A 15553-nucleotide genomic window follows, 5' to 3' on the forward strand; every position below is an offset into this window, starting at 1 on the left:
GCCGACCTCCATGCGCAGTGTGTGGACGCTCGGCGGCACATACACCACGGTGAACGCCTGCTCCAGCATGCGGCCGGTGCCGAGCGCAGTGGCGGCAGCAGACCCGAAGCCGGCGCGCGCTGCCCAGCACGTCGCCAAGCGCGGCGGGGGTGATCGGTACCGCGTCCAGCGGCCATGGTGCCGCCGGGTCAGGAGGGTCAGATCGTCGTAGATCGTGATCTGCGCCAGCGGCTCGCCTGCGGTGACGACCACGTCGAGCGCGCGGGGGCCAGTCTTCAGCGTGTTCGGTTCATACCGCACTTGCCTCTTCTTCTGCATCGCTTTACAGCGTGATCAAGGACTTCGGCGCCGCCTGGGTAGCTATGCGCGTGGCCGCACGCCGTACCTTGTGGAGCTGACTCGCCAGGTTCCGTAGCGCGTCGAGCTGTGTCACGTGTCGCGACCAGGTCCGCATACGGTATTTCGAGGCGCGCGGCCGCGCGCTGTTGCTGCGCCAGGCGATCGATCGTCCCCAGTCGAACGCCTCGTCTACCTCGCCCGGCACGCTCTCCACCTCGTACTCGTCGTAGTTTGCCAGGGTATTCGTGGTCTTGCCAAAAAGGGAAGCCCACGAGATCCCAGGCCGAGACCCCGTACGCCTGGGCGCTTGCAAGCCGCAGCGTCGCGCCGAACAGCTGGAGCGGCACATCGCTAGGCAACGGCTTGATGCAGCAGGTCGAACGCCAGATCCTCGTCGATAGACGCAGCCATCGGTGCGATCGGCACGCTCAGCCCCAGCGGCGTGTGCTGGAAACATGTGCCAGAGCAAGAGCGTGAGCGGCGCGTCGGGGTAGGTATATCGCTCACGTCATCGACCAGCGCCTGCAACGCCGTAGCCGTGGGAACGCGGGCGGGGAATCCTGATGAAGTGGGCACGTCATCCATCCACTCCGCACTAACGGCCGTGGAACATGCCGATCGTCTCCTCGGGCGTATCTTCATTGATTGTAGGGCGTAAGTCCATCGCCACATTCATCGCCCGGCCAGCGCAGCAGAAGCCCCCGCCGTTCGACCAGTTGCCAGAAAGCTGCGCAACACCCCAACAGCCGGAGGAGCGTCACCGGCATGGCGTCGACGTGCGACCGTGATAAAAGTCGGGGAACTGCTCATAGATCAGCGCCGCCCCGGACAGTCCAACCGGATAGGCGCTGGCCTCCCCAGGGGGCAATGCGCACTGCGTCGCGGTGAGGTCTACCAGTCGAGTAGGATGGTAGACGCGATGGCGGGCACGCGATCGACGCGGGCGCATAGCGCAGCTCCTCTCACTTTCGGGCCATGAAACGTCGGCGGCTTCTTCCCAGACCACTGCGGATCGTTCTCCGTAGCGAGCGCCTCGCCAATTGTCATCTGCTCGCGCATGAAAGCCGGTCGAGCACGGCGCCATTGGCTGTGCTGTTCTACGGTGTGCGGGCCAGCGGCGCGGCGGCGAGCCATGGCGCCAGATCCGCGCCGCGCAGCCCCTGGTGCCCGCGCGCTTGACGAACTCACCGTCTCGGTGCCGTCGCGCGCCCCCTCTGCACGGTGGCGCCCGCCACATCGGTGGAACCCATCGCCAGCAGTTGCTGGCGGATCGCCTCATTGTCGGTCGCGGCCGGGACACTGAACCTGCCCGGCCACACCACGATCTTGGTCGTCAGACGTAGACATAAGTGGTTCCTCTGTTCTGCTATACTGCTGCCATGCGGCGCGGGGAGGTGGTTCCTGCGCCCCCGCCCGGCCGCGTCAACGGTCGTTACCTTTATTTACTCCAATGCCCGGAACGTGCGGGCAGTCCAGGAAATGACTCTGTGCGTAGCGAGTCCCGTCGCGAGTTCCACGAAATGTCCGTCAACGCGAACGGCACCTTGCGAATGGCGCGCCCAGGCCGCGTGCCGCCGCAGCCGCACGTTAACGCACGATCCTGGGTCTGGCGGCGGTGAGCTCGTTAGGCCGTGGCTTTGGCCGGCGCGGCATAGACCGAGGAAAACGACCCGCAGGGGTATTCATGCCGCCACCACCAGATAGTTTTGTTGGGTTTGCGCGGCCCACCAGCGCATCGCCCGCACGCTCCGCGCGGATGGCTGCGATGTCGGTGGCAACAGCGCCCGGATAGCGGTCGCCAGCGTCGAGTCCGTCCGAACCGCGCTACGCGATCCCAGCTGTAGCGTACGGTCGAGTGATCCAGCCCGGCCCAGCAGGCTGCCACCGTTGCCGTTGCGACAGGTGCAGCCCGGAAGTGTTGCGCGGGCGTCATGCCGCCACCTGGCGCGCAAACGCCACATCGCGCGCGTGCGGCCTCGTCCGGTCAGTGCCGCGACCGGAGAGGCCAAAGTGCCCGTCCACCCGCGCGATCACCTGTTCGATTGTCACAAGGCTTCTTATCCTGTGCCGGCGCCGCAGCAGTAACTCACGGTATCCCGGCACAGGTCAGATGGACAGCTCGGGCCATGCCCAGAAAGATCCGAACCTGGCCATGCGCGGCCTATGGTCGGCACGCGCCATATTGCTGGTATCATACGGTCGGCCGCGTAGGTGCAGCGCGCGTCCAGGATCTCGTGGAACAGCGTGGCATTTGCGTGGTCGAGTCGTCCATCCTGCCCGGCGCGTGATACCCGTGCCAAGATCAGTCCAGCATCAGCAGATCCACCAGCATGAGCGCCTGCACGCGTTCGTCGGCCGAATTGTCGCGGAAGCCACTGGGCGCACGAACACCCTACAGCAGTTGCGCGACTGTCGCATAGGCCACGCGCCATCCTGCCAACGCGTAGTGGACCATCGGTAAACAGCCGCAGCCAAGTGCGACTTGGCCACGCCGGCCGGCCTGCACGAGGTACAGCCAGCCGCGCGGCTCTGTTGCATAGCGCTGTGCGATGTCGCGGCACGCCGCAGCCGTCGCCGTTCTTGGCGTATACTCGGCCGGTATCTCGATCGGTGAAGGCGACTTCGGCCAGTTTGCTCATCCCTGTGCAGCCAAACCAGGTGTTGATCGCGCCGGCGCATCCGGCCCACCGATTACGCGCAGCGATCTTACAGCGGCAAGGGAAGATCTGGGCAAAGTGCGGGCGTCCCCGTAGGGGACGGCCTGCAGTAGCCGGCACCGCCACAATCAGGGCAGTGCGGGCCGGTGGCGGAATGTGTGCCGGCTCTGTGCAGGGCGCGGGCGGCGCGCTGAGCACCCCACCCAGTGCGACCTCCGAGACAGCCACGCTCCCCGGTCGGGGCTGCGGTCTGCGGCGGCCGCGCGGACGCTCCGCCACCACCCGCCCCCGCATCGGCACTCCGTCGATCCACACCAGCGGATCGGGGCTTGGGGCTGCGTCCATAGCTGATGTCACTTCCCATATGCGCCCTCCACGCGCCAACGGTTGAGGATGTTTCGTACCTTCGCAACGGAGTTAACGGTTCGTCATGCTGCCGGCCAGGATTGCCCGGCCGACCCAGTACCACAACCGCAGCGTGGGTGGCGGTGCTGGTGCCCGCTTGCGAGCAGCCAGATGCGCAACTGGCAAAGGCGCATCACATGCATCCGCCCACAAGTCGAATGGATGTGGCCAGGCAATACCCATGCCCCCCGCAGGCGGGTATTGCCGGCTGACGATCTGCGCGCGTGCGCATGATCTCCTCCTCCCCCTCCATGCTCCTCCATGTGATCCCTGGGGATCAGTGATCTGATCCCTGGGGGATTGGTCTGATCCCTGGGGGATGAGTGATCTGATCCCTGGGGGATCGGGGCTCGATCCCTGGGGGATCCTCGTGATGTGATGCCGCAGGGGAGTGAGTCTGATCCCCTGGGGGATGGGGTCCGATCCTTCGGGGGATCAGTGCGGGGTCAAAAATCGAGCTGACCGTTAGGCGGCGTGTAGTACGATCGGCGCGCCCCACTGCAGAACATCCAGCGCGATCGCGCGGATTGCTGGTCGAGCGTCCGCAGGTCGATGGTGCAGATCGGTCGCGACTGCGCGAAGCCAGCGGATGCCTCTCTTCGCCGGCCAGACAACATGAGACCGAGATCATGAGATCGTCGCACCAGCGCGCAATGTATTTTTGGTCTCCTTGGCGCGCGCCGCGATTTTGCGCGTGCCGAAACCCTTTTCGCGGGGAACGCCGCCGATGAGCCAGCGAACCGCGATCCAGACACACACAGCTGTTCTTTGCTGGCGGTGCGTTCGAGCACAATGAGCGGGATGTGTCGGGCCGCCAGACGGCCGGGTCGATCGCCGGCGGCTTGAGAAAGACGATGTCCATAGGTTCTTGCCGCCGGAGCAGGCACCCGGCGGCGTGACTCAGGCAGACGGTAGCGGAATGAGTCTCGACAGGCTGCGGCGATGACGCGCAGGTCGCCGCACGTGGTTGCAGCGGCCGCGTCCGCCGTAAATGCCGCTGCCTGCTGCGGCGACCATAGTGGCGAGCGCATCCCGGATCGCGATACAGCGCGCCTGCGGGACAATGATGTCGGCCCGAACGACGACCCGTGGGTTTGCGAATGACGATGGGCGCTTATGGCTATCCGGCCGGAAGGGACGACCCGACCACAACGAACGCCCGGGCCTTAATGACCAGGCCGTTCAGGTGGTCGTTGCGCGCCGTCTCCGCCTCCCACTGCCGCGCCTGCGCCTCCCGGCGGGTCGCGCAGCAGCGCCCTGAGCGACGCGGGCCTTGAGCTGGGCGGCAGTCGCACCGTCGTCATGTCAATGCTGGGCGTCACGAGCGCCCCTGCCGCGTCGGCACGAGCAGGGGCGAGCAGCCAATCCGGCGGCGCCTGATTGGCAAGCCCGACCAGCGTGATATGGCTGGCCGACGAGGGGCGTCCAGCCCCCCTCGAGATGGAGGTGCCCCGCCCACGGCGTGAGCTCGTTGGGCCGATCGCCCCGTCGATCGCGGCCCAGCCGCCTGCGCGACGTGGCGAGGGCACCACACGAGGCCGAGTGCGCGGGTGTCGCCGGGCGCACCGCGCACCCCGGCGGCGAAGCCCGGCACCGGGGGCGAACGAGTCGAGCGCGCGCCGAGATGTGGCATGATGCGCGCATCGGGCAGCCAGCGGAACAGAAGCAGATCGCCAGGTCGGGCGTAGCACGCCCGTGCCGGGACAGAATGGCAGTTTGACGAACGATGATTGTCTCCTATGCCAGTGCTGCTGCGGCGCACGCGCGTCACCTGCTCGCGCGCCGCATCCATGAGACGCCCGCATTGCTGATCCCGATGCAGCAATGCGGGCGTCGCTGTTTCTCGCTACTCCCGTGTGTCAAGTTGGGGCGCACCTCCTTCCTGCTGATGAAAGTCTCGAGACGACTGTTTTCTTATGGGACTCATGGGCGCAGTCCAGGACGGAACGGAGCTATTGGTGACGAATTGACCACAGCGATCGATCGCTTTCGACGATCGCACGCCCAAGCGCCGATCGCCCGCAACCATCGCCCGCCACCGCGCCGCGCCGCATGCGTGGCGGGACTGGCGCGCGCGACGCGACCGCATCGATGGAGCCTACCGCCGTGACGCTGGTCGAGCTGCGGAGTATGTGCGCTACCTGCTCATCGAGCATGTGCCGCACAGCACCAACCCCCGCCGGCCGGCAGTCGCGCGGCGCGGCCTCTCGCCGAATGCCGTGCGGAGTGCCCGCAACATCATCCGCGCGCCTATGCTCTTCGCGTTGAGTCGGCGATCTTTGCGCCGGAGTGGCGCGTGTGGTTGCAGCAGAGCTGGCTGCCATCGCCGGGCGATCGTGAGATCCAGGATCGCGCGTACTGGGACGCGGCCACCGTGACCGCGCGGTGCGCGGCAGCCGGCGACGATGAGGATGGGCGGGCGGTGCCGCGCGATGATCTGGGCTGATTCACGAGAGCGGTGATGGTGCCTCGACGAGCTGTGTCGCCCGGGCATCGATGCCGACACCGACTGCGCGCGCCGCCGTGCCCGGATTGTGGGAAAGGTCGGAAAAAGCGCTGGGTCTACTGGGCGCTGCGTCCGCCACGGCGCTGGATGCCTATCTCGCCGTGCGGCGTGGGCCGGACGCGGGCGCAGGCTGCGCGGCACCAGCGCCCACAACAATGGCCAGGCGTCTCGGACGATGGCGCTGCGCGCAGATTGCGTCTGGCGCGGAAGGCCGGCGTCACGCTCCCACCGGGCGCTCCGATCCACGCCGGACGGCATGTGTTCGCCCACCTGATGCCTCGATGGCGGCGCGGCGATCCGGAGATCGCCGACCTGATGGGTATGGCGATGTCCGCACGACCATGCTACCCGCACGAGCGCCCCGGTAATTCCTCCGAGCCGATCCCACGCCCGCGCACTCCACCAGGCCGATCCCGCCGCAGACTCATAATCGCCAGGTCACTGGTTCAAGTCCAGCACCGGCGACCAGTGCGTACGCGCGACATCGCGAATTAGTGTCAATTCGACTTCAACGCGCCACGCGGGCTTGCGTATTTGCATACGGTATAAAGAGCTGTGGCTTGGATTTGCCGCATCGTGTTGTGGCATCGGCATAGGCGCAATACCCGAGAGCAGTATGATGACCCCTCGTGGAGGATTTGATTGACCTTGGCGCCCCCAACCACGGGCCAACACGAGCACGTTTGAGGGGCTGATCAACGCACCGTGCGTTTTCGCTCGGCGCGGCCATAAAGAACATAGTGTGCGTTCCCTGTCGTGGGACGGTACCCGCCCGCACTGGAGGATGTATGGAAACGGCTCCAACCCATCCTGCCGCGATCCGGCGTGGCATCATTCGCACCTGGCAGCGGCCGCCGAAGGCAAGATCGCGGTCGTCGTCGGGGCGTTTGTGCGGAGCTGCTGCGGAGCGACCCCTGATCGGGGCTGTACTGCCAGCCACGAACGGCAGCACCGCTAACCCCCAGCATCCCGCGTACCGGCTGTTGCGGCAGAGTCGACCAGCGCGGCCACGGCAGCACCTGAACCGACGAGTGCGCCGAGCGCCGCGCCCGCGCCGCCTACGGCGATCCCAGCCACGTCAACCGTGGTACGCGAACGGGGCGTGATGTTCAAGGCCGATCTGGGTGCGCAGTGGCCGCTCACGGTTGACGCGATCCGGCTGCGGTGCGTTGAGTCATCGGGCGCGAACTAGTGTTCGATGCGGACGGCACAACTCTACGCCTTAAATGGCACGGCCAAAGGGACGGAGCACTACGCCGACCTTGGGCCAATCCGGCGAGACGATCCGCTGACCCGGGCTAAAGATCTTGTTGCAGCCGCTTTTGACATGTGGATTGCCACTGTGCCGTGATAGTGAGCGAACACTATCGAGGCGTCGTCGATCGCGTGGCGTTCACAGCGTCCAACGGATCGGACGCGCAGCCACGCGGGGCATGGTCGATCCGTAGACACTATGCGCACGTCGCAGCAGTCCTCGTCGATGCGCGGGGCCATAGCGTGCCCGGCGGAAACCGATCCACCACGGACACCCCACGCCTCCGCGCATCCGCGCAGCGGTCCAGCTCAGCGCAGATGGCGCTGAGCTACGAGAGTCGGCGCAGATGGCGCCCAACATCCCAACGGGACGGTTCAGATCCGTGATGTTGTCAAGGCGTTTGCGCCTGACACAGACCTCGCCGCGATCGTGGTGGATGGGCGGCGAAAGACGATCAAAAAGCCCGGCGATGGCAACGCTGTGTTACGCAGAGGCGACGTGGCCGGGCATGGTGATGCTATTCGCTGCGTACTGAGTGACGATCCGCGAAGGCACATAGTATCGTGTCGGGGTGTTATGCCCGACAACACCTATAGGTAGCCGTGGTGCGACTTGACTCTCGCCCCCACAGCCACCCATAAGTAATCCCATCGATCATATTCCAAGATATCCCTCCACACCCACCCCATAGGTTACACGCACAGTTTATACAGAATTTTCCTCATCGAACCGCTTCCCGTGCTCCCACGCTCAAGGCGCGCTAATGCCTTGCGCTCGATCTCCCGCCTGTTCTGCAACTTGATCCGGGTGATTTTTTCTCCCCAGCTTAGCCTGACGTTCCAGGCGTAGTTGCAGCGCCTTGGACACACGATTTTCGCCACTATGCTCCTCTGATGAGTATCGTTTATATGAACGATACACCTTACGTACGTGTCAAGCCCCAAAATTGGCCGCTATATATCTCAAATTGGGACTTGACACGTACATATTTAGTAGTATAATGTACCTATAAGCGAACACGAAGGGCCAGGAAAGGAATACACAAATGCCGCAGTCAAGTTCAATCGGGCGGATCGGGACTTCGCAGTGTACTTCGATGGTGAGATCATCGGCTACGGCGCGACGGGCCGAAGAGGCCGAGCAGATCAAGTTCGAGGACATGGCGCGGCGGGCACAGTAAAGCTGACGGCAGCCCCCGGTGGAGAAGCTACGGCAGGGGAGGTGAATCAGACCTCCCACCAAACCATCAGCAAGGAGATTTCACAGCCATTGTTTGAGACGTGTGCAGTCGGTGGTCGCGGCGCTGGAAGAGCGGGCGCAACAGGTCAGAGAGATCGCGCGCCTCTGGCTTCGCGATTACCGCGAATGACGCGCAGGTGACCCTGACCCAGCTATGGTTAACACCTATTTGCTGAAGCATTTTAACCGCTTATACTTAAGGGGCCTTGTTCTACTGGGAAAGGGCATCCTTGGCCTCGCAGGTGCTGCGGGCGATCGGCTCATCCTGTCGGGAAGTCAGGGCGGAGCCACGATCTGGCGACAAAGCGCTGCGCGGGCGGCGTGTGGGTAAGTAGGCCGTCGTGCAAGGCGACGGCCTTCCACTGGCACGGCGCGCTGATCGCAGGGATTTGAGCGCGCCGAAGAGCTGGCGATGCTGGCATCGATGACCTGCCGTCGCTGTTCGAGTGCCGCACGCGGATTTTTGCGACGATCCGTCTCTGGCCGACGAGCAGCGCGGTGCCAGTGCGCTTGGCGCGCGGCTGGCACAGGCGCGCGCCTGTATCGCACAGGATGTCGGCGACTGGTTCTAGGTGGTGCAGGCGGGGCGGCTGTGGTGGCCGTTTCGGGTGGAGGCAGCCAATGTCCACATCGATATCGGGGGTAACACCGGCAGCCGACCGACCCCGATCGGGAGTTGCTGCTGCTGTACGAGGCGCCCGTGCCACTCCCGCCCGCCGACTGACTCTGCTGCGACCTTACCGGCGTGGCGTGTTCGCCGTCTTTGATCCACGACCCGCTCGTGTGCGTGCGCTGTTGGCCAGCGCCAGGTGGCGATCGAGGCGGCGGCGCTGCGCCTGGCGGCGGCGCAAGGATCGAGCCTGCCACCGTGCCGCCCAGCGAGGCGGCACGGCGGGAGGCGCCGATCGGTACCGCATCACGCGCGCCCGTGGGCGCGCCGTGGAGGCCGCGTAGATGCGCGAGCAGCCGCCCCACAACTCCGGCGCCCAGCGGCCGGCCGCACGGCGAGCGCGTGCTGGCGTATGCGCAAATGTTGATGCGCACGAAGGGCTATGGATGGTCGAAGGCGCTCGCCACGGCCGCGAGCCTGCTTGCCCCGGACGGGCAGCGCACGGCCTAGATCATTGACGCGCTGCGCGGTGGTCGCACCCACCACCCCGAGCGAGGCCTCGGCACCGCGCGGCGAACCATCAGGAGGTATGGAATGCTATGCTATTTGGAGAGCGCTCCGATCGGCGGTGGCCCGGTCGGTGGCCCACCCCCGCCCCCGCCACCGCCACCACCGAGCGACGCACCGACCAGCGCGCCGATCGGCGGGCGCGACTAGCCAAACGCGCGGCCGCGCTGCACGAGGCGCCGCACCGCGCAGGGAACCACGCGCCCTATCGCGGCAGGAGATTGCCGCGATAGGGCAGAAAGAAGGACACAACATGGTGCATGTATTTCTGCTCCCGTACGAAGCGCGGGGCCGCGCCAGCCTCTCGGGGAGCGCGGTCAACGCGGGAGGAGGAACCGTCTCTAGCTGGCATGTCATATGTCGGCGCGATCTGGTCGCCGGCCGCGCAGGGTGTGTGGCCGTGTTTATCAAGGGATCATTCCTGGTTGCCGACAGTGTGGACGAGGCGCTGTCGGCCTACACCGCCCGTCTGCCATTGGTAGACAGCCCCGAATGCGCAATGCGGTCATTCAGGGTGCATGAGCCGCTCGAGCAGTGGGATGCCGAATACGTGCGGCTGGCCCACGGTGGGGCTGGCCCACGGCCATACGATCGGCCGCGCTCGCGGTAACTGTAGCGGTGGCCCACGGTGCTGCGCCGTGGGCCACCGGAGGAGGAATATGGCAGACGATACCATCACCTTCCGGCGCGGCCCGGCGCGGCGCCCAGCGCCGCGCGTGACCGATCCACTACTCCAGTGGGCCACCGGCCTCCAGACGAACGAACGGCGGATCTACGCCGGCTGGCTGGTCGAGGTCGGCACGCACGCCGCGCTCGACGACGCCATGGGCGCGGCCGGATTTAGCCAGGTCACGATCAAGCATGGCAGCGGCACGATGGTCACGCATTGGGCAGTCGAGACGGCCGACCTGTTTGTGATTACCGAGGGTGTGCAATCGATCGGCGAGATGCAGCACACCGACGAGCGCTACGGCATCGCCTTCGGCTGGCGCACGCTCGACGGCGGCCGGCAGCAGTCGGTCATGCGCTTTCGCGGCTTCCTGGCCGAGCTGCTCCAAGTGGGGTTTTACGAGCCATTACTCATCACGGCCAAGAGCACCCTGACCGGCGATCTGATCGCCGCGCTCACCCGCCAGTACGAGGTACTGGATGCCGTCGATGCCTTTCGCACGCTCGGTGGGCAGCCGCCGCTCCAGCCGCCGTTCTACGCCTGCAGCATCCCGCTCGGCCCTGGCCAGGAGGTTACGCGCGGCAGTGGCGGACAGACCAAAGCGATTACGCCGCCGGTCGCGGTCATTCCCGCGCCGATCACCAAAGCGTACATTCGCAGCCACTGGATCAGGCGTGAATGGGTCGGGCTGGTCGAGGGCATGGTCGCCGACACGGTGCGCTGGTCGATTGCGGCCAGTGCCCAGATCGCGGCCGGCGACGAGCCACCGCGGGAGGCCTAGCGATGTGGGAGACTCCCGTCGAAGAGGCGCCGCGCCAGCAGTGGCGCCGGCGCCTGCAGCAGCGGCGCTGCCTGGTGTGCGGCACGCGCGATCTGGCTAATCGCGCGACGAGCTATTTCTGCGCCACGCACATCGGTACGCATCGATACTGCTCGCGCTGCGAGACGCTGCGTTCCACGGCCGAGCATGGTCGAGATGCGCGCTGCCGCAGCTGTGCCAGCGCCTACGCGTTGGCGCGGTATCATGCGCAGCCAGACAGTACGCTCTATCGGATATGCCTCCGGCAGATAGCCGCGCGCCGGCAGACCCGCGCCGATCAGCTTATGGCGGCGCTGCGCCGCCGGATCGCGCTCGCCGACCTGGTGCGCGCGACACCAGAGTGGACGTGGCGCCGGCGGGCGGCACTGGTTGGCGGGAACGCTACCCAGCTCGCCGCCAGCTACCGCCGGCAGTGCGCCGGCGCGCTGGGCGATGTGGACGCCGCCGATCGCGCACGCAAACGGCGATGAGTTTCGTGGTATCGGACGCGCTGTATATCTTGGCGCAGTAGCCGGGGGGCGTCAGCGCGCCGCGGGGCGGGGCGCGGGCGAGGGGGAAAGGAGGGACGATGAACAACGGGGAACAAGGAATTGTCGAAAAGTTCTCCATCGGTAACAACGGGGGGCAGACGCTGATCGACCGGGGGGGGGGGGGGGCGGCGAGGGGGGGGGGGGGGGGGGGGGGGGGGGGGGGCCGCTGGTCAATGCGGTGGTCGCCTGCTTCAAAGGCGGCGTCCAGTGGGCCGAGCGCAAGGGTAACGAGGATATATCCGATCTGGCCGATGCGCTGTCAGACTACGGCCACTCGCTCGCACTGGAGGCACGCCATGAGCGCGAGCGGGCTGCAGCGACGCCATGACTCCTGATCAAGGCGCGGCGCTCCTCGCCGCGATCAGTGCGCAGGTCAGCCCGGCCGATCGTGCCGCGATCGGGGCGTGGGCCGAACGCATCCTTGCCAATGTCGGCTTGCTGCACGATGCGCTCGACGGGCGCATCGTGCTTGTAGGCTTTGACCCGCAGGCGCAGGAGCCGCTCTGGGATATTCCTGGGGGGCCGCCAGCGACGCTGGCATGGCTGTTCCGGCGGCGGGATTAGGGGGTGCCTGGTGGTGATACGTGGCATGCTCCGGCATGCCCACAAGTGACACATGGAGGGCGTATGTATTTCCAGTTCGAGCCGGGGGACGGCTCGTCGTATCGGGTGATGTTCGCCCGGTCTCCTGGACGTGGATTCGTCCGGGAGTACCTGATCTTCGGGATTGCGGAGGGGGACTCCGATCCCGGCTGCTGGTTCGCGTTCAATACGCCGCGCGTGGGCTACGAGTCGTTCGCGGCCCATCTGTTCGCCCAGACGGCGACGAGCGAGGATCTGGTGTTGGCGGCGTGGATGGTGTGGCGCGCGCTGATTGGCGCGGCCGTCTCGGAGGTTCCGTTCGGCTGGCGCGCCGACTGGCGGCGGCAGCTGCCGGCGGACGCACGATAATGTGATGTCCACAATTGTAGACATCACATAGGAGAGAACCTATGGCGAAGGATCTAAACAAGGTGATGATCATCGGGCGGCTTGGGGCCGACCCCGAGCTGCGGTATACGCAAGGCGGGCAGGCGATCTGCTCATTCCGCGTGGCCAGCGGCCGGAGCTGGCGCGACGCCGGCGGCAATCAGCACGAGGACACGGAGTGGTTCCGCGTGGTGGCCTGGGACAAGCTGGGGGAGACCTGCACCCAGTACCTGACCAAGGGCAGTCGGGTCTATGTCGAGGGCCGGCTGCAAACGCGCAAGTGGCAGGACGCAACAGGCCAGGATCGCTACAGCACCGAGGTGGTGGCCGGCGACATGATCATGCTCGACAGTCGGCGCGAGATCGGCGGCGGCACGCCGCCCCAGGGGCCGGATAGTGCCGACCCTGGGATTCCCGATGCGGAGCCAGGCGACGACGACGTGCTGTTCCCCACCCGTGGGGCCGCGCCGGCGCAGACCCGTCCGCCGGCCACGCGCCATGTCCCCGGCGTGCGGAAATCGAGCGCAGGCGCCGTCAAGGCGTTTGCAGATGAGGATCTGCCATTCTAGGAGGGGGTATGCGGGCACGGAAATGTACACCCGACGAGGCCGCACAGTGGGGTGGCTCCGACGAGGCGCAGGTATCAGCGGAGATGCTGCGCGATCGGCTCGCCGATCGGCGGGGCATCACCCGGATTGATACCCACGGCGCGGCCGGCGGCGAGCATGCCTGGCGCGCACGGGTCTACACGGCCGGCGGCGAGCTGCATCGGCAGTTTGCCGATCGCGCGTATGGTGGGCCGCTCGGTGCGCTGGAGGCGGCCGTCGCGTGGCGCGAGTGTACTCGCGCGGCGGTTGGCCCACGGCCCCCACGACGCGGGCAGACGGTGCGGGTGGTGCGCGCCGAGTATGCGCGCATGTGCGGCTGGCTCGCCTATGCCGCCACCACCAGGCGCTATTTTGCTGACGGTGCCCACGGCGGGCGAATGGCTAGCTATGCGACCGCCCGCGCATGGCTGGCAGCACAGGAGGCGTGATGTTTCTCGCCTGGTTCGACGACAATCCTAAGAAGACGACGGGGATTAAGATCGCGGAGGCAATTGCCGCCTACATGGCGCGCTTCCAGGTACGGCCGACCGTCGTATTGGTTAACGCGGCCGACCTGGTCGAGGTTCCTGGCGTGACGATCCGCGCGGTCGGCTACGTCCGCGCGAATACGTTTTGGGTGGGACAGGAAGGGGATGCGTGATCGTGTGGCGCTGTCGGATCGCGGCGGATTCTTCGCACAAGAATCCGCCCGAAATACCCGCGAAAACCCCTTGACAGTCCACGAAGACTAGTGTATACTAGTCCTCGTGGACATATGAAATGCGGCGAACCGAGTGGCGAGTCGCACCAGCAGCGGGGCAAGTGCCCCGGAAAGGAACTCCAATGACGACCATCGAGATCCCCAGCATCCTCACCGCGAACACCTACTTCTGGCGCCCAGGCTCCTCGGCCAGCGCGCGCCGCTCAAACGAGGCCCGCCACGCCGCTGAAGTGCAGCAGTTCCTCAATCGCCACGCCGAAGCGCTGGCGGCCGCAGGCGTCACGGTCGAGTTTTCGTACGACGAGAGCTGCAACAACGTCTATAAGTCAGTCGCTATCTACAAGGATGGTGTCAGGAAGGATATTCGCGCCCTGAAGAAGGCGCTCGGCATCAAGTAGCTAGTCGTGGTGCGAGGCGGCTCGCTACCGCCTCGCACCACCGTCGAGTCGGTAGCACCGCGCCGAGTGGCGCGGCGAGAGGAGGGAACCATGAAAGCAGCATACCTGTACGACTGGCGCGAGAAGAACATGCTAATCAGCGGCAACGAGTTGGCGATGCTGTTCGCTGAAGTGCTCGGCGACCCGAGCCCGGCGGGAAAGACGCCGATCGATCTGGTCTACGAGGCCGGGAGCAGCAGCCGCCGTCTACACGAAAGCGGGCAAGCGTTCGTGGCGCGCGAGCGCGCGAATCGCATCGCGTTCGAGGCGCGAGTGCGCGAGGCACTGGCAAAGCATGGGCTGGAATGGTAGCTTCCCCGTTTTCGGGCCTTGATCGCGCCGAGTGGCGCGGTGGGCATAGGCGGCGAGTGCCGCAAGGAGTCACCGTGAAGCTGATCTATCACCTGTCGGACGACGCACGGAAACGCCTCTTCGTCGAGATTGGCCGGGATCCCGGCCAAGTGCAGTCACTGGAGATCGACCCGGCCGACCTGAGCCAGGAGGAACGCGCGCTGCTGGCCGAGCTCGGGGCGATCCCGAGCGGCGCGGCGCACCTCCAATTCGAGGAGTGGGGTGGCTGGCAGCCGGCAGCGGCGTGGCTGCGGCTGGAGTCGCCAGCCGCCAATGCGACCGAGCTGCTCGCCGCCTACCGCGACGCCCGCGCCGCCGGGCGGGCGCGTGTGGACGCGGCCGAGTCCGAGCGCATCGAAGAGGCGATCGCCGCGTTCCGCGCGTGGCGCGAGCCGCATCGGCCGGGCATGCTCAACACGAGCATGTACAAGCGCTCGCCGCGCCGCCAGGAGTGGATCGCGGCCCACGCCGAGGCGGTTGCGCACGCGGACGAGATCGCGCGCAGGATTGAGGCGCAGCGCGACCGGGAGGCCGCTGCCAAAGAGGCCGAGAAGCAAGCGCGCCTGGCCGAGCGAAAAGTGTGGGCGCTGGAATACGGCAGCCCCCGGCTGCGCAAGTGCGTCGAAGGCGACTATGACTGCCAGCGCCTCTACGTGTTCGAGCGCGCGGCGCGCGAACACCCCGGCTACATCGTCGACTTCGACGATAGGGGGAACTGGAAGGCACGCAGCGGGCCGAGCGAAGCCGCGCTGGACGAGGCCGCCCGCGTGGGCGGGGAAGTAGTCTGGATCACGGCCATGCCGGGGATCGACTACGAGGAGGAGGAGCCGGGCGAGGCCGTGGTCATTCACGGCTATCTCGGCAAGTACGACCTGATACGGTTCATATAG

At 66.3% G+C, this 15553-nt stretch carries 13 protein-coding genes; 11 read left to right on the forward strand and 2 right to left on the reverse strand.

The window, feature by feature from the left end:
• The coding region (locus IPK75_17665; GenBank protein ID MBK8200177.1) for a hypothetical protein at positions 1-318 on the reverse strand (318 nt) is incomplete at its 3' end.
• Positions 319-690: 372 nt separating this feature from the next.
• Complete coding sequence (locus IPK75_17670; GenBank protein MBK8200178.1) at positions 691-846, reverse strand: hypothetical protein; 156 nt, start codon at positions 844-846, stop codon at positions 691-693.
• A 4851-nt stretch (positions 847-5697) separates the two neighbouring features.
• Here IPK75_17670 and IPK75_17675 point away from each other — a divergent pair.
• The 11 genes from IPK75_17675 to IPK75_17725 all read left to right on the forward strand — a co-directional run bounded on the left by IPK75_17675 (position 5698) and on the right by IPK75_17725 (position 15553).
• Positions 5698-5847 carry a hypothetical protein gene (locus IPK75_17675; GenBank protein ID MBK8200179.1) on the forward strand — a complete coding sequence of 50 codons (150 nt, stop codon included), beginning with the start codon at positions 5698-5700 and terminating at the stop codon, positions 5845-5847.
• A gap of 4390 nt (positions 5848-10237) precedes the next feature.
• Positions 10238-11029: a hypothetical protein gene (locus IPK75_17680; GenBank protein ID MBK8200180.1), complete on the forward strand. Its 792-nt coding sequence runs from the start codon at positions 10238-10240 to the stop codon at positions 11027-11029.
• Between the two features lie 2 nt (positions 11030-11031).
• Positions 11032-11538 (forward strand): hypothetical protein, encoded by a 507-nt coding sequence (locus tag IPK75_17685; GenBank protein MBK8200181.1) that lies wholly within the window; start codon positions 11032-11034, stop codon positions 11536-11538.
• 384 nt (positions 11539-11922) lie between these two features.
• Positions 11923-12162: a hypothetical protein gene (locus tag IPK75_17690; protein ID MBK8200182.1), complete on the forward strand. Its 240-nt coding sequence runs from the start codon at positions 11923-11925 to the stop codon at positions 12160-12162.
• A 63-nt stretch (positions 12163-12225) separates the two neighbouring features.
• Positions 12226-12549, forward strand: a complete 324-nt coding sequence (locus IPK75_17695; GenBank protein MBK8200183.1) for a hypothetical protein — start codon at positions 12226-12228, stop codon at positions 12547-12549.
• 41 nt (positions 12550-12590) lie between these two features.
• Positions 12591-13136 (forward strand): single-stranded DNA-binding protein, encoded by a 546-nt coding sequence (locus tag IPK75_17700; GenBank protein ID MBK8200184.1) that lies wholly within the window; start codon positions 12591-12593, stop codon positions 13134-13136.
• Positions 13137-13144: 8 nt separating this feature from the next.
• A complete protein-coding gene (locus IPK75_17705; GenBank protein MBK8200185.1) occupies positions 13145-13603 on the forward strand; it encodes a hypothetical protein in 459 nt (152 codons plus the stop codon).
• Positions 13603-13815 carry a hypothetical protein gene (locus IPK75_17710; protein ID MBK8200186.1) on the forward strand — a complete coding sequence of 71 codons (213 nt, stop codon included), beginning with the start codon at positions 13603-13605 and terminating at the stop codon, positions 13813-13815. Before IPK75_17705 ends, IPK75_17710 begins: the two co-directional genes overlap by 1 nt.
• Positions 13816-13997: 182 nt before the next feature.
• Positions 13998-14273, forward strand: coding sequence for a hypothetical protein (locus IPK75_17715; GenBank protein MBK8200187.1), 276 nt, complete (start codon positions 13998-14000; stop codon positions 14271-14273).
• 90 nt (positions 14274-14363) lie between these two features.
• Positions 14364-14624, forward strand: a complete 261-nt coding sequence (locus tag IPK75_17720; protein ID MBK8200188.1) for a hypothetical protein — start codon at positions 14364-14366, stop codon at positions 14622-14624.
• Between the two features lie 74 nt (positions 14625-14698).
• Positions 14699-15553: a hypothetical protein gene (locus IPK75_17725; protein ID MBK8200189.1), complete on the forward strand. Its 855-nt coding sequence runs from the start codon at positions 14699-14701 to the stop codon at positions 15551-15553.

Source organism: Acidobacteriota bacterium, assembly GCA_016712445.1.
Taxonomy (GTDB): Bacteria; Pseudomonadota; Alphaproteobacteria; order Caulobacterales; family Hyphomonadaceae; genus Hyphomonas.

Coding starts and splice junctions, on each gene's coding strand:
- IPK75_17685 (MBK8200181.1), top strand. CDS start 11,032: ATGTGGGAGACTCCCGTCGAAGAGGCGCCGCGCCAGCAGTGGCGCCGG.
- IPK75_17700 (MBK8200184.1), top strand. CDS start 12,591: ATGGCGAAGGATCTAAACAAGGTGATGATCATCGGGCGGCTTGGGGCC.
- IPK75_17715 (MBK8200187.1), top strand. CDS start 13,998: ATGACGACCATCGAGATCCCCAGCATCCTCACCGCGAACACCTACTTC.
- IPK75_17705 (MBK8200185.1), top strand. CDS start 13,145: ATGCGGGCACGGAAATGTACACCCGACGAGGCCGCACAGTGGGGTGGC.
- IPK75_17720 (MBK8200188.1), top strand. CDS start 14,364: ATGAAAGCAGCATACCTGTACGACTGGCGCGAGAAGAACATGCTAATC.
- IPK75_17690 (MBK8200182.1), top strand. CDS start 11,923: ATGACTCCTGATCAAGGCGCGGCGCTCCTCGCCGCGATCAGTGCGCAG.
- IPK75_17695 (MBK8200183.1), top strand. CDS start 12,226: ATGTATTTCCAGTTCGAGCCGGGGGACGGCTCGTCGTATCGGGTGATG.
- IPK75_17680 (MBK8200180.1), top strand. CDS start 10,238: ATGGCAGACGATACCATCACCTTCCGGCGCGGCCCGGCGCGGCGCCCA.
- IPK75_17710 (MBK8200186.1), top strand. CDS start 13,603: ATGTTTCTCGCCTGGTTCGACGACAATCCTAAGAAGACGACGGGGATT.